At 61.0% G+C, this 13,352-nt stretch carries 11 protein-coding genes and 3 pseudogenes; 11 read left to right on the top strand and 3 right to left on the bottom strand.

Going from position 1 to position 13,352, the window contains the following annotated elements; translation table 11 throughout:
• Positions 1-13: 13 nt before the first annotated feature.
• The 5 genes from K309_RS0125230 to K309_RS0125210 all read left to right on the top strand — a co-directional run bounded on the left by K309_RS0125230 (position 14) and on the right by K309_RS0125210 (position 4,420).
• Entirely contained in the window at positions 14-1,132 is a 1,119-nt protein-coding gene (locus tag K309_RS0125230; RefSeq protein WP_029048992.1) for a Re/Si-specific NAD(P)(+) transhydrogenase subunit alpha, read from the top strand.
• A 10-nt stretch (positions 1,133-1,142) separates the two neighbouring features.
• Positions 1,143-1,496, top strand: a complete 354-nt coding sequence (locus tag K309_RS0125225; protein WP_029048991.1) for an NAD(P) transhydrogenase subunit alpha part 2 — start codon at positions 1,143-1,145, stop codon at positions 1,494-1,496.
• Positions 1,493-2,965: an NAD(P)(+) transhydrogenase (Re/Si-specific) subunit beta gene (locus K309_RS0125220; RefSeq protein ID WP_029048990.1), complete on the top strand. Its 1,473-nt coding sequence runs from the start codon at positions 1,493-1,495 to the stop codon at positions 2,963-2,965. The genes K309_RS0125225 and K309_RS0125220 overlap by 4 nt, the downstream gene beginning before the upstream one ends.
• A 231-nt stretch (positions 2,966-3,196) precedes the next feature.
• Positions 3,197-3,703, top strand: a complete 507-nt coding sequence (locus K309_RS44085) for an aldolase/citrate lyase family protein (protein WP_369796504.1) — start codon at positions 3,197-3,199, stop codon at positions 3,701-3,703.
• A 513-nt stretch (positions 3,704-4,216) separates the two neighbouring features.
• Entirely contained in the window at positions 4,217-4,420 is a 204-nt protein-coding gene (locus K309_RS0125210) for a cold-shock protein (protein ID WP_010812830.1), read from the top strand.
• Positions 4,421-4,637: 217 nt separating this feature from the next.
• On the opposite strand, the gene K309_RS0125205 is transcribed toward K309_RS0125210, so the two are convergent.
• Complete coding sequence (locus K309_RS0125205; protein WP_029048989.1) at positions 4,638-4,832, bottom strand: hypothetical protein; 195 nt, start codon at positions 4,830-4,832, stop codon at positions 4,638-4,640.
• A gap of 87 nt (positions 4,833-4,919) precedes the next feature.
• A complete protein-coding gene (gene mdh / locus K309_RS0125200) occupies positions 4,920-6,092 on the bottom strand; it encodes an iron-dependent methanol dehydrogenase (RefSeq protein WP_029048988.1) in 1,173 nt (390 codons plus the stop codon).
• Between the two features lie 603 nt (positions 6,093-6,695).
• Here mdh and K309_RS0125195 point away from each other — a divergent pair.
• The 3 genes from K309_RS0125195 to K309_RS0125185 all read left to right on the top strand — a co-directional run bounded on the left by K309_RS0125195 (position 6,696) and on the right by K309_RS0125185 (position 9,542).
• Positions 6,696-7,751: a medium chain dehydrogenase/reductase family protein gene (locus tag K309_RS0125195; protein WP_029048987.1), complete on the top strand. Its 1,056-nt coding sequence runs from the start codon at positions 6,696-6,698 to the stop codon at positions 7,749-7,751.
• A 224-nt stretch (positions 7,752-7,975) separates the two neighbouring features.
• Positions 7,976-8,389, top strand: coding sequence for a MarR family winged helix-turn-helix transcriptional regulator (locus tag K309_RS0125190; RefSeq protein ID WP_029048986.1), 414 nt, complete (start codon positions 7,976-7,978; stop codon positions 8,387-8,389).
• Between the two features lie 55 nt (positions 8,390-8,444).
• On the top strand, positions 8,445-9,542 hold the full coding sequence (locus K309_RS0125185; protein WP_029048985.1) for an enolase C-terminal domain-like protein: 1,098 nt from the start codon (positions 8,445-8,447) through the stop codon (positions 9,540-9,542).
• Positions 9,543-9,601: 59 nt separating this feature from the next.
• On the opposite strand, the pseudogene K309_RS42535 reads toward K309_RS0125185, so the two are convergent.
• A pseudogene (locus tag K309_RS42535) lies at positions 9,602-9,724 on the bottom strand (transposase); the annotation flags it as partial.
• Positions 9,725-9,792: 68 nt separating this feature from the next.
• Between K309_RS42535 and K309_RS44080 the strand changes: the two are divergent.
• The 3 genes and pseudogenes from K309_RS44080 to K309_RS0125175 all read left to right on the top strand — a co-directional run.
• A pseudogene (locus K309_RS44080) lies at positions 9,793-10,161 on the top strand (FtsX-like permease family protein); the annotation flags it as partial.
• 75 nt (positions 10,162-10,236) lie between these two features.
• Positions 10,237-10,489 (top strand): annotated as a pseudogene (locus tag K309_RS41925) (nucleotidyltransferase family protein).
• A gap of 1,560 nt (positions 10,490-12,049) precedes the next feature.
• Entirely contained in the window at positions 12,050-13,075 is a 1,026-nt protein-coding gene (locus K309_RS0125175) for an IS110 family RNA-guided transposase (protein WP_029048626.1), read from the top strand.
• Positions 13,076-13,352: the final 277 nt, after the last annotated feature.

Here is a 13,352-nt window from a genome sequence, read left to right as displayed (position 1 = left end):
ACAGGAAAGTAACGTGCACATCGGCATCCCTCAGGAAACACGAGTCGGCGAGACTCGAGTCGCCGCCACCCCGGAGACGGTGAAGAAGTATGTCGCGCAGGGCCATCAGGTCACAGTGCAGTCCGGCGCCGGTGTGCGCGCCAGCGTGCCCGACGACACCTACGAAAGCGCTGGCGCCCACATCGGCACGGCGGCCGAAGCCCTTGGCGCGGAACTCGTTCTGAAGGTCCGCTCGCCGGACGACAACGAATTGGCGCAGATGAGGCGCGGTGCGACGCTGGTGGGCATGCTCAATCCGTTCGATGCCGAGAACAAGGCGCGCATGGCCGCGGCCGGCATCACCGCTTTCGCGCTCGAAGCCGCGCCACGCACCACGCGTGCGCAGAGCATGGACGTGCTGTCCTCGCAGGCGAACATCGCCGGCTACAAGGCCGTGCTGGTCGCCGCGCACCACTACCAGCGCTTCATGCCGATGCTGATGACGGCAGCAGGCACCGTAAAGGCGGCGCGCGTACTGATCCTTGGCGCTGGCGTGGCGGGCCTGCAGGCCATCGCCACGGCCAAGCGCCTGGGCGCGGTGATCGAGGCCTCGGACGTGCGTCCGGCCGTAAAGGAGCAGATCGAATCGCTCGGCGGCAAGTTCGTGGACGTGCCTTTCATTACCGACGAAGAGCGCGAGATCGCGCAGGGCGTGGGCGGCTATGCCCGTCCGATGCCGCCGGGCTGGATGCGTCGCCAGGCCGAACTGGTGCACCAGCGCGCCATCCAGGCCGACATTGTCATCGCGACCGCGCTGATCCCGGGCCGCCAGGCACCCGTGCTGCTGCACGAATCGACCGTGCGGCAGATGAAGCCGGGCTCGGTGGTCGTGGACCTGGCAGCCGCGCAGGGCGGCAACTGCCCGCTGACCGTGCCCGACGAAGTGGTCGAGCGCTATGGCGTGACCTTCGTGGGCCATACGAACCTGGCCAGCATGGTCGCGGCCGACGCCTCGGCGCTGTACGCCCGTAACGTGCTGGACTTCCTCAAGCTGGTCATCGACAAGGAAGGCCGGCTGGTGATCAACATGGAAGACGACATCGTCGCGGCATGCCTGATGTCGCGCCGAGTGGAAGAGGCGGTGGCCTCCTAAGGAGCATACGATGGAAATGGTGAACCACACGGTGATCAACCTGATCATCTTTGTCCTGGCGATCTACGTGGGCTACCACGTGGTGTGGACGGTCACGCCCGCGCTGCACACCCCGCTGATGGCCGTGACGAATGCAATCTCGGCCATCATCATCGTCGGCGCCATGTTGGCCGCTGGCCTCACCGAGGGCGCCACGGGCCGCATCATGGGCACGCTGGCAGTCGCCCTGGCTGCCGTCAACGTGTTCGGCGGCTTCCTCGTCACGCAACGCATGCTCGAGATGTTCCGCAAGAAGGCGCCCAAGGCGCAGCCCGCAAAGACGCCCGCGCATGCTGGCGGCGAACTGCTGGAGATGCCGCGATGAACGGACTGTCCATGAATACCGTGACGCTGTTCTACCTGGGCGCGTCGGTCTGCTTCATCCAGGCGCTCAAGGGGCTCTCGCACCCGGCTTCGGCTCGCAGGGGCAATGCCTTCGGCATCATCGGCATGGCCATTGCCGTGGTCACGACGCTGGTGCTGATCGTCAAGCTCAAGAACGAGTTCCTCGCGGCCGGCACGGCGCAGTCCTCGGTCGCTTCGAGCCTGGCGCTGATCTTCGGCGCGCTGGTGGTGGGCGGCGGCATCGGCGCTTACGTAGCGAAGAAGGTCGAGATGACCAAGATGCCCGAGCTGGTCGCCGCCATGCACTCGCTGATCGGTCTCGCGGCGGTGTTCATCGCGGTGGCGGCGGTGGCCGAGCCTTCGGCCTTTGGCATCGCGCCGGCTGGCTCGCATGAGATCCCGACGGGCAACCGCTTCGAACTGTTCATCGGCTGCTTCGTCGGTGCCATCACCTTCTCCGGTTCGGTGATCGCCTTCGGCAAGCTGGCCGGGCGCTACAAGTTCCGCCTGTTCCAGGGCGCGCCCGTGGTGTTCCCCGGCCAGCACTGGCTGAACCTGCTGCTGGCGGTGGCGATGGTCGGCTTCGGCATTGCCTTCTTCCTGACGCAGGCGTGGGAGCCGTTCCTGGTCATGCTGGCCATCGCCTTCGTGCTGGGCGTGCTGATCATCATCCCGATCGGCGGTGCCGACATGCCGGTGGTGGTGTCGATGCTGAACTCGTACTCGGGCTGGGCGGCGGCGGGCATCGGTTTCTCGCTGAACAACCCGATGCTGATCATCGCCGGTTCGCTGGTGGGGTCGTGCGGTGCCATCCTCTCGTACATCATGTGCCGCGCGATGAACCGCTCGTTCTTCAACGTGATCCTGGGCGGCTTCGGCGGCGACGCGTCGGCCGGTGCGGCGGCCGGCGCGCAGGCGCAGCGCAACGTGAAGTCCGGCTCGGCCGACGATGCCGCGTTCCTGATGGGCAATGCAGAGACCGTAATCATCGTCCCCGGTTACGGCCTGGCGGTGGCACGTGCGCAGCATGCGCTGAAGGAATTGACCGAACTGCTCACCGAGAAGGGCGTGACCGTCAAGTACGCGATCCACCCGGTGGCGGGCCGCATGCCGGGCCACATGAACGTGCTGCTGGCCGAGGCCGAAGTGCCATACGACCAGGTCTTCGAAATGGAAGACATCAACAGCGAGTTCGGCCAGGCCGACGTAGTGCTGGTGCTGGGCGCCAACGACGTGGTCAACCCGGCCGCCAAGACCGATCCGAAGTCGCCGATCGCCGGGATGCCGATCCTGGAGGCGTACAAGGCCAAGACCATCATCGTCAACAAACGCTCGATGGCCGCCGGCTACGCCGGCCTGGACAACGAGCTGTTCTACATGGGCAAGACCATGATGGTGTTCGGCGACGCCAAGAAGGTGGTCGAGGACATGTTCAAGGCGGTGGAGTGAATAGCTGGCACTTCCGGGATCGGTGTTGGGCTCATGTGAGCATCTCCCGGGCCCAGTGCACGAGCGCCATCTCTTGCTGATCTCGTGGAAGTGAGATAGGTCGCGTCGTCGAAGAGTAATAGCGGCGGGTAAGGTGCAGTTCGATCGTGCGCTTCCGCTAGAGTTTGCGATTTTCTCGCCGCGTTCGAGGTTGCTCTTCTGGATGGCAAGTGGGAGACGGCCGTCATTGCCATGGCGACAGAATCAGCGGAAGGCGTCTTCGGGCTGTCATCCTATCGAAACGCTCCGATGCGCCTCCAAGCCCTTATGTGGGGCGTAGACGATCTGGCTGCAGACCTCGGTGCGTTCTCAGCCCATGCGGGCAGGGAGTTGACCGCCCCGTTCTCAGTGGCGCGCACGATGTGTCTGCTTGCAGCCGCGCAAGCAGGCATTGATGCAATTGATGCTGTTAGCACGACCCTCACCGACCCGTCGCATATCAGTGAAGAAATGAACGTCGGCCGGCGGGTATCAATTACCGACCCGTGCGCCGGCAACGGTACCGTTTCAACGCAGCCCCCCTTCGCCAGCCCACTGCCGCCGCCGAAGACCGAGGATGGCGGTCAGGAAGATGTAGGGCCGTCGGCTGCTGCGGAACGTGCGGCATCGTACGTCGACGAGGCCATGGAACCGATTGCAGCATACGAAGAGTGGAACGCCGCAAGGGAGTTCGAGTGGATGAAAGGCGAAGCGCACTAATGCCTGCTCTTAGGTGGAGATGGCGCTTGTCCAATCCCGGCAGCCGGGTCGGCCATTACCTGGGTTTCGATAAAGGGCCGCTTCGACTCGGCCTAGTCAAATATGGCGGCAATTGGAATATCGGCGGCATCCCGGCCGGTGCCGACGCCAGTCGGAATGGATACCCTCAGGGGACGAGCAAAAGTATCATCCGCCTGACAGGAACACCTCGACCACCAAGGCGGAAAATCCGCGGCCACAGTCCACGCTGCTGGACAACAATTTGATACTGTTTCGCGGACGTCGTCAGCTCGCTGGCTTGTGGCGGCCTGGCGAGTACGCATCGATTGCTGTGGGATTTCATTGACCGCGAAGCGGCATGCCTGTATAAGAATTAGTGCAGGATCTTCAAGCGTAACCTCGAAGCGTTAGGTACACGCCCCAGCGGCGCCACTTTCTCTCCATGTTTCCTCCTTGATCGTTATGCCTCGCCCGCTTTTCTGGCTAGGCGAGAATTTTTTAAAGAGTCTTCACATGGAAACCGGTACAGTAAAGTGGTTCAACGATTCAAAGGGTTTTGGCTTCATTACGCCTGATGCAGGCGGAAATGACCTGTTCGCCCATTTCTCCGAAATTCAAGGCAACGGGTTCAAGTCGCTCCAGGAAGGCCAGAAAGTGCGTTATGTGGCGGGTGTGGGCCAGAAGGGTCCGGCCGCGACGAAGATCGAACCGATCTAAGTCGACCGATCAAGGTGCGCAAAGAGCCCCGCCGGGAAATCCGGCGGGGCTTTTCCTTTATTGGTTCACCGTGATGGGTGCGGAAGGATTAGAGTCGGAAACGGGTCTTGAAGTTGGAGGCTCTCCCGAAACTCTTGGCTCTCCAGTCATGTACAGTGCAGCGCCTGCAGCGCGCCTTGGGCTATTCGAAGAGAATGGTGCTTGCTGTGCCTTCGCTCTAGTTGTAACCCAGCACGGCGACGGTCCTGACATCGGGGCGCTCGTTTGAGCCATCCATGAGCACGTCCGTGGGCCTCTTGCGCACAAGGTGCGTGACAAGGTCTTGGCGCGCAAGATGCATCGATTGCCGCGACTGTTGCGGTGAGCCTTCTGCGTGAATGCAGGAAAGCGGTTCGACATAGGTGGAAATCATCGTGACTCCTTTGGGCGGACGTCTAAACACGCGAAGGTAATCGTGCCGCTGAACCCCCTCCCGCGTTCGTCGGAGGGGGCATACCTTTTACATCGCTGCAGCGAAGATTGCGATGACTTGCGCCGTGGTGGCCCTGCGCGGATTCGTCAGCATGCATGCATCTTTTTGTGCGTTGTGCGCCATCACCTCATGGTCTTCCGCCTTGACGCCCAGGCTGGCCAGGCCGGCAGGAATGCCGATCGACGCGGCGAGAGCCCGGATCGCCGAGATCGCAGCCTTGGCCGCGTCACTGGTACTGAGGCTCGCAACGTTTTCGCCGAGCAGTTCTGCGATCTTCGCGAAGCGTTCAGGCGCGGCAATGAGGTTGAATTCCGATACATGGGGCAGCAAGATCGCGTTGCACACACCATGTGGCAGGTTGTAGAGGCCGCCAAGTTGATGGGCCATCGCGTGCACATAGCCGAGCGACGCATTGTTGAAGGCCATGCCCGCAAGGTATTGCGCGTAGCACATCGCGGCACGCGCTTCCATCGAATTGCCATTGGCTACGGCCTTGGGCAGCCACTCGCCGATCAACGCAATCGCTTTTTCCGCGCATGCATCGGTAATTGGCGTGGCCGCGATGGAAACGTATGCTTCGACGGCGTGCGTGAGCGCATCCATGCCGGTCGCGGCAGTCAATGCGGGCGGCATTGCGACCATCAGCCGGGGATCGTCGATTGCGATCAGCGGTGTGCAGCGCCAATCGACGATGGCCATCTTCACGTGATTGCTCGAATTGGTGATGATGCAAAAGCGAGTCATCTCCGCAGCGGTGCCGGCAGTCGTATTGATGGAAATCAGCGGCGTCATTGGCACCGTCGATTTGTCGATACCCTCGTAGTCACGGATATGTCCGCCTCCGGCGGTAACGAGGCCGATTCCTTTCGCGCAGTCGTGCGAGGAGCCGCCGCCCAGCGAGACAATGAAGTCGCATCCTTCCTGCTCGAACAGCTTGACGCCGTCATGAACATTGACGTCGGTTGGATTGGGTTCGGCCCCTGGAAAAATGGTGGCCTGAAGCCCTGCCTCGCGGATGTACCCCGCGATGGTTTCGGATAGCCCCATCTTGTGCAGGCCGGCATCCGTGACGATGAGGGCCTTTCTTGCGCCTAGCGCTTTGGCGCGCGTGCCGGTCTCGCGCGCACAGCCTGGACCAATGAGAGTCACGCAGGGAATGAAGAAGCTGTCGATGCGATCAGCGGCGTTCAGGTGGGTCATGGCGTCTCCAACATTGTAGTGATGAGGTGTCTTGCACCCACATGCCATGACGCACGAACTGTACCTGTGTCCTAAAAGAGATTTTTTGGCAGCGATTGATCCCGTGCGAATCGCAGGGTGTTGTGATTTGAATCGATGTGTTCAATCCTGGAGCAGTGTGGGGTGTCTCCGACGGGTTGAGCGGCCGACACGGAGGGATTGACCGACGCCGGGCAGACCGGCTGCCAAGCCGGATAGCCAGTTTGCAATGCCGGTCTGTGGGCGTGGCAGTAGCGCTTCAAGCGCGCGGTCTGGAACGTTCGGTGATGGGAGGGGCACATACCAGCGGCGGCGGTCATCCGATATGGCGACGCGTTAGCGTCGGCTTTGAAGTTCAGTTCGGCCATCGAAAGCCGGACCCGATGGACGCAAGCTAGTACGGAAGGGACTTTCCGTTGAACCCAATCGCGCAGAGGGCGCGGGCAGGCCGCGCTAGAGATCTGGCTACATCTGCAGCCTCCGTTGACTTAGGTCAAGCGCGCCAGCGAGATAGCAACTAGTTTAAAAGCAGAGGCTGCGACGTTGCGACGTTGTTTTGGAACGAGGCGGATACTCTTCAACGTTATGAAATACAGGCGCATCATAGTCACCAACTACGGAGGGCCCGATGCGCTTCACGTAGTGGAGGAAGAATGCCCCGAACCCAAGGTCGGCGAAGTGCGGGTGAGGGTGCTGGCAGCAGGGGTGGGCCAACCTGACCTGATGATGCGCGAGGGCTTTCACCCCGAAACGCCCCCGCTGCCTTTCACGCCAGGTTGGGATCTGGTCGGCACGGTGGATAAACTCGGTAGTGGAGTCTCAGGGGTTAGACCGGGTCAGATCATTGCAGCCCTGCCGATCAGCGGCGCATACGCTGAGTTCATTTGTCTGGCTCAGCGCGAACTGGTTCCTGTGCCTCCTGGAGTGGACGTGGCCGAGGCTGTCAGCCTCGTCCTGAACTACGTCACTGCGTACCAGATGTTGCATCGCTGCGCCAAAGTCGAACCGGGTCAGCAAGTTTTGATTCACGGTGCGGCGGGCGGGGTCGGCTCCGCACTAATGCAGCTTGGGCGCCTCGCCGGGCTGCAAATGTATGCAACCTGTTCATCGCAAGATGCCATCGCGGTTTCCGGCCTGGGCGGCATACCCATTGACTATCAAAGGCTTGATTTCGTGGAAGAGATACGCCGCCTGACGGGTGATGGCGTAGACGTCGTCTTCGACGGGATCGGCGGTAGCCACATCTGGCGTTCCCGCCACGCTCTCCGTCCCGGCGGGAAAGTCGTAGCCTATGGTCTTACTGCCTCGCTACGTGGGGGACGCCTGGCGTCAGGTCGCTCGGGGCGCCGTAATCGCTTCCAGCGACTCGCGATTTTCGGTTTGTGTATTGTCGGAGGTTGGATCCTCCCTGGCCGGAAGCGGGTGGCCCCCTACAGCATCCAATGGCTCAAGCGGATGAAACCGGCATTGTTTCGGCAGGACTTGACTGTTCTGCTGGACCTACTTCAGCAAAAGAGAATCAAGCCGCTGATTGCTCGGAAATTTCCTCTTGACGAGGCAAGACTTGCGCACGAGTTGCTCGGCGAGAAAGGGGTGACCGGAAAAATCGTGCTTATGGCCAACGCGGCCTTGATGCGGTGACCGACGGCAAGCTTGATAACTCGCAAGTCAGGATTGGCTCCAAGCGAGGCGAATGGCCGAGCATGAAACGCTCGCCTTGAGAACACTCTGCAGCCAGACCCCGACGGAGTCGTTGCTATCGCATCCGCCGCCGGCGCGATCCGATGAGTGGATAGCCAGACGCTGCCTCCCCATTGCAACTGCCGCGGCGCGAACTATATTGGGGGTATATACCCGCAATCCATATGATCCAGACGCCTTGCGCCTGCACCAGGGTACGTCGGGCAGCTCGCGCCCTTACCGATGTGTACGATGACGTGCTGCAGCCCCTTGGCCTGAAGGTCACGCAGTTTTCGCTGCTGCGGACCATTGCGCGAATAGGATCGCCCAGCCTGACCGAGCTGGCCGGGGAAATGGCGCTAGACCGCTCCACGCTCGGGCGCAACGTCGGCGTGCTTCAGCGCAAGGGCTTGGTGCGCTTGTCAGAGGGCAGCGACCTGCGCGAGCACACCGTATCGCTATCGCCGCGGGCACGCCGGTTGTTGGAGCAGGCGGTTCCGCTCTGGCAACAGGCGCAACGACGCGTCGAGCATGCGCTCGGCGTCCAAGGCGTTGCGGTGCTGTTCGATGCGCTGGCTAAACTGGAGGAGCTTCGATAGGAGGTTCCTAGTCCAGTGTCGTGGGGGTTGTACTGGTCGTCAGGGAGGTGCCGCCATGAAGCTCGAACCGCTCACTTACCAAAGCGTTGAGGCTCGTGCGGTTCTCGTTCCGTTAAGGCGACCGATCATTTCGAAGGTCGGCGCATTCGACCAGTGGCCACTGATCCTGGTCGACCTTCACACTCGGGAGGGTATTGTCGGCCGCAGTTATCTCGAGCCATATTTGACACAGGCGGCGAAGTACATCGTGCCTGCGATCCGGGATCTTTTAGCATCGCGGGCCGGTAGCAGGATCGCACCGCTGGATGACTTCCAGAACGCCAGACGTTCAACGCATCTGCTGGGCTACGAAGGCATCACGATGATCGCAATCGCAGGGCTCGACATGGCGGCATGGGACGCACTCGGAAAAGCGGCGGGCCTGCCTCTCGCCGCTTTGCTTGGCGGAACAGTGGGCAACGTGCAGGCGTACAACAGTAACGGGCTGTGGTTGAGCGACGTGGGAGGCCTTGCCGAAGAAGCTAGTTCGCTCATTGCAGAGGGAGCATTCAGCGCTCTGAAGCTGCGGCTGGGCCGCGAGAAGTTGCAAGACGACCTCGATGCCATTCGCGCGGTGCGCGAAGCGGCAGGCGACGAGTTGAAGCTAATGGTGGATTTCAACCAAGGCTTGTCGTTTGATGACGGTCTGCGCCGCTGCCATGCACTCGACAACGAGCGTCTGTACTGGTTTGAGGAGCCCCTCGCCTACAACAACACGAGCGGTCATGCGCAGCTGGCCCGCGACATCAAGACGCCGATCCAGCTAGGTGAGAATTTCTATGGCCCGCGCGAGTTATTCAAGGCTGTGCAGGCCGAGGCGTGTGACTGCGTCATGCGGGACATGATGCGGATCGGCGGCGTGTCGGGGTGGCTGCGGGCTGCGCCGATCGCTTCGGCGGCGGGAATCCCTGTTTCCACGCATCTGTATCCGGAAGTCTGCGCCCATCTGATGCGCATCACCGAGACGGCGCACTGGCTGGAATGGCAGGACTGGGTGAATCCCGTGCTGAAGGAGCCTTTTGCGCTTGCAGATGGAAAACTGGTGGTGCCGGACAGGCCTGGATCAGGCATCGAGTGGGACGAGAGTGCGGTGAAGCGGTTTCAGTACGACTAACGCTGGCCGTGACGCGTGCGACGGTGAAGGTGGGCATTGTGAGCCCAAAGAAAAAAAATTCATCGCCGAATTCCAGGGAAGGCGGCGCGGATCTTGAGGAAGAAGTAGTGGTCGTCACGGAAGCCCTAGGACATGCGCTTGATTACCTTGATCCGGTTGTTGATGCCTTCGACCAGATTGGTGACTGAAGGTGCGTTCGCGCGTCTTTGCGTTGCAGCGTGACGTCGCCGGTGATGCGCACGAGCCGCTCATGGCGGTGCTGCCCGGTGTCGCCGTGGGCGAGCTTTGGCAGATCGTCAGTATCGGTGAGAAGGGTTTGATGCTGATGTCCGCGTTGATCGTCGTGGTGGGTCTTGCCGGACTGGCATCGTCGATCCTGGCTGCGCTGGGCGAGCGGCGGCGCGAACTGGCTCTGCTGCGCGTGGTGGGCGCGCGGCCGGTTGACCTTCTGCTCCTGCTGGCGATGGAAGGAATCCTGCTGATGCCGGCAGGCACATTTGCCGGTTACCTGCTGCTGACGGCGCTGGGCATTGCGCTGGCGCCGTGGCTCGAAGGCAGCCTCGGCGTGGCGCTGCCCGTGGCATGGCCGCATGCGAGCGAGTTTCCGCTGCTGGCGGCGATCATTGCCGCCGGCGCCATCGAAGGCTGTATCCATCTCGCCCCAGAGCGTGGTCAGCTTCGGCGTGTAGTGGCGATGCACCGGGCCACTAATCCGCGCGTCTTTGGTTCGGTCGTTCATGGCAAACACCGAGGGCAGCGATCTGGACCCTCTCATTGATCCGACGCCAGACACGACGTTGCTCGACATCGGCGCGATTCGCCACGAACTGCTTCAGTTGCTGGGTGTGCCCGTCGATGTGTTGACGCCAAAGGCCTTGCCGGAAAAATTCCGCGCCACCGTGCTTGCCGAAGCGACGCCGGTATGTGTCGCGATAAGCAACGGCTGACCGACTACCGGCGTACATTCAACGATCGAACGCATTGGGGCGGTATAGGGAGGACTTGGGAGGCGGGCAGCGTTCCTGGGCAATGAGATGGCGCAAGACGCGATGACTCGCATCGGGCATCCATATAGTGATTCGTAGTTAACTGTCCAGGCAAAGTTGAAATGTCCGGTTTCCAGCAAAGCTAAAATGTCCGGTGAGCCTTCAACTTGCTTGGTCAGTTTTCTGGGTGTTCCGTAGGGCGGTGGTGATCCGAGCAGGGCTGTCAGGCAGAGCGGAATGGATTTGAATTGCCAGCAGCCAGCCGCAACATCATAGCCGGCCATGGCGAAGCTCGCCGCCGCGGTCGTCACAGGAGGGCGGCCCGATCATCCCCTACGCGTGTGTTTGGCCTTGCGCTGACCTTAGCTTTCCCCGCATGGATGGGACACATGACGATCGCGTGACTGCGGATCGCTGCATCACTCTGGCGGCGAGGTGGGCTGGCGATCGCGAACCCAAAAAACGCCTTTTATGGCACATTCATAAGCATAATCTATGATAATTGCCACATCATAGATGCATCGTCGCTTCCGAACTGTGCTGTACTGAAGATGGAAGAAGGCCTCCCGAAGTCGGTTTTCAGGAACAGATTTCAAACCGCCCGATGCGATGGTACATCGGGCGGTTCGCTTTCGCGCATCTTCCGAATACTGCTGCGTCCAAAAGGCATCGCGGTGGCGATATGGGAAAACCCATTAATTGAGGACGTCAGGTGAGTTTTCGACTTGAACTGCGACGCCTCGCCAGTCGAGGCTAGCATTGTGTACCCGTTATACCCCGCGCGTGCCGGGGCTCAGCCTCGGGTTAATCTGACCGTCTCCGGTCGGGCACAGACAGACTGTCGCGTTCGCCTGACATCTGAGATTGGCTAACGGCCGGCGTGCGAGAATACGCCGCGGCCGAAGGCGGGACTCGCTCAGGTCGCGAAAACACAACGCGGAGACGATATTGGCCAAGAACTTACTGTACGGCCTGGTAACGATGGTACTTGCAACATCGGCGTTTGCCGGCGAGCGCTACATAGAAGTATGGAACCCGCCGGAGGCGCACAGTTCTGCCGGGAAACACCTTAAGCCATCGGCACACAAACCGAAGAAAAGTCGTGTGGGTCCTCCTGCAACCAGCCGGACGCGTCGAGTAGCGGAAGTATCAACGTTACGGCCGGCCACAACGACAAGGCCGGGCAGGCCGACATTCAACGACATTCCGAGGCAGATTACGCCAGAGGGCAACGTGCTTCGTGTGGCAGGCGGCCAGTCTCGAATTGACGTTGAGCGCTGATGCAGTCCCGAGCGCTACAAGAGGTGATTGTCCTATTGCTGCAATTTGATAAGGTCGCGCCCCCAAATTCATTGGGAGTCAATGACTTGCGAAAGAGTCGACATTTTCGATAGAAGGGACCTCGGCAGCTTTGCTGCGGGCGGGTTTCCCGACCGGCCACCGTTTCAATCTACTGAGATGGACCCGGCGCCTCCCTTCGGGGGACACTGTCGACCTCAACCTGACACGTGGAGGTTCATCGTGGAAATCGACATCCTTGGCATCGATCTTGCCAAACAAGTCTTTCAGCTCCATGGCGCCGACCAGCGCGGACGCCCCGTGCATCGAGCGAAGGTTTCGCGTGGCTCGCTCCTGGAGGCGGTGCGCACACTGAATCCGAGGATGGTCGTTATGGAAGCCTGCAGCACCGCCCATCACTGGGCACGTCGCTTTCAGTCGCTCGGCATTGAGGTCCGGCTAATCAGTCCACAGTATGTGTCACCGTTCGTTAAGACCAACAAGAATGATCGCAACGATGCCGAAGCAATCGTCGAGGCCGCCAGCCGACCCGCCATGCGCTTCGTTACAGTCAAATCGGTCGAGCAACAGGACATCCAGGCCGCACATCGGATGCGCGCAGTCCTGATCCGCCACCGTACAGCCATGATCAACCAGATGCGTGGCTTGCTCGGTGAACGAGGACTCACGATTTCGCGTTCACCCGAGGCGTTCAAACGCGCAATCCCGGAACTACTCAGCAAGAGCGCCGACGAATTGACATCGTTCTGCCAGACGCTGCTGACTGATCTGATGCAGCACCTGAAGGCAATCGAGGAACGTGTCCAGCTGATCGAAGCGTCTATCCAGTCGTTCATGAAGCAATCCGCGCTGTGCAAGAAGATCGCGGAAGTGCCTGGCATTGGTCCGATCACCGCCACAGCCATGGTTGCCGCTGTCGGCGACGCCAAGCAATTCAGGAACGGGCGGCATCTGGCGGCTTGGCTGGGCCTGGTGCCACGTCAGTATTCCTCGGGAGGCAAACCTCGGCTGCACGGCATTAGCCGGCGCGGCGACACCTACCTGCGGACCCTGCTGATCCACGGGGCGCGGGCGGTTCTCCGCTACGCAACGAATAAGGTTGATCCGCAGAGCATCTGGCTGCAGCAGCTGATCGCGCGACGGGGGCACAACTGCGCGGCAGTCGCGCTGGCCAACAAAAACGCGCGCGTCATCCAGGCGCTGCTCAGCAGCGACTCGACCTACATAGCGCGCAACGCGGCTGTATAACCCAACAACCAGCTTGCAAGGAGGAGGATACCCACACAGGATTGCGAAGCTTCTCAAAGCGATGACGAAATTGGTTGAACCAGCATCCTAAAGCCTGTTTTTGCTGTCGGCGGCCCGTGAGGCACGCCGCCAATCTGCTAAGGACGGGATGCGCGGATCTCATCGAGGCTGCGGGCGTGCTTCGGCAAGCGCCCATCGGGCAAGCCGGATACATGTATGCAGACCGTTTCGATATCACGAACAAGAAGCTTGCAAAAGGCGTCGGGTCCATACATGC

It is taken from the genome of Cupriavidus phytohabitans (assembly GCF_000426345.1).
Taxonomy (GTDB): Bacteria; Pseudomonadota; Gammaproteobacteria; order Burkholderiales; family Burkholderiaceae; genus Cupriavidus.
The sequence above is the reverse complement of the archived record's forward strand: the minus strand, read 5'-3'. Positions and strand labels throughout refer to the sequence as shown.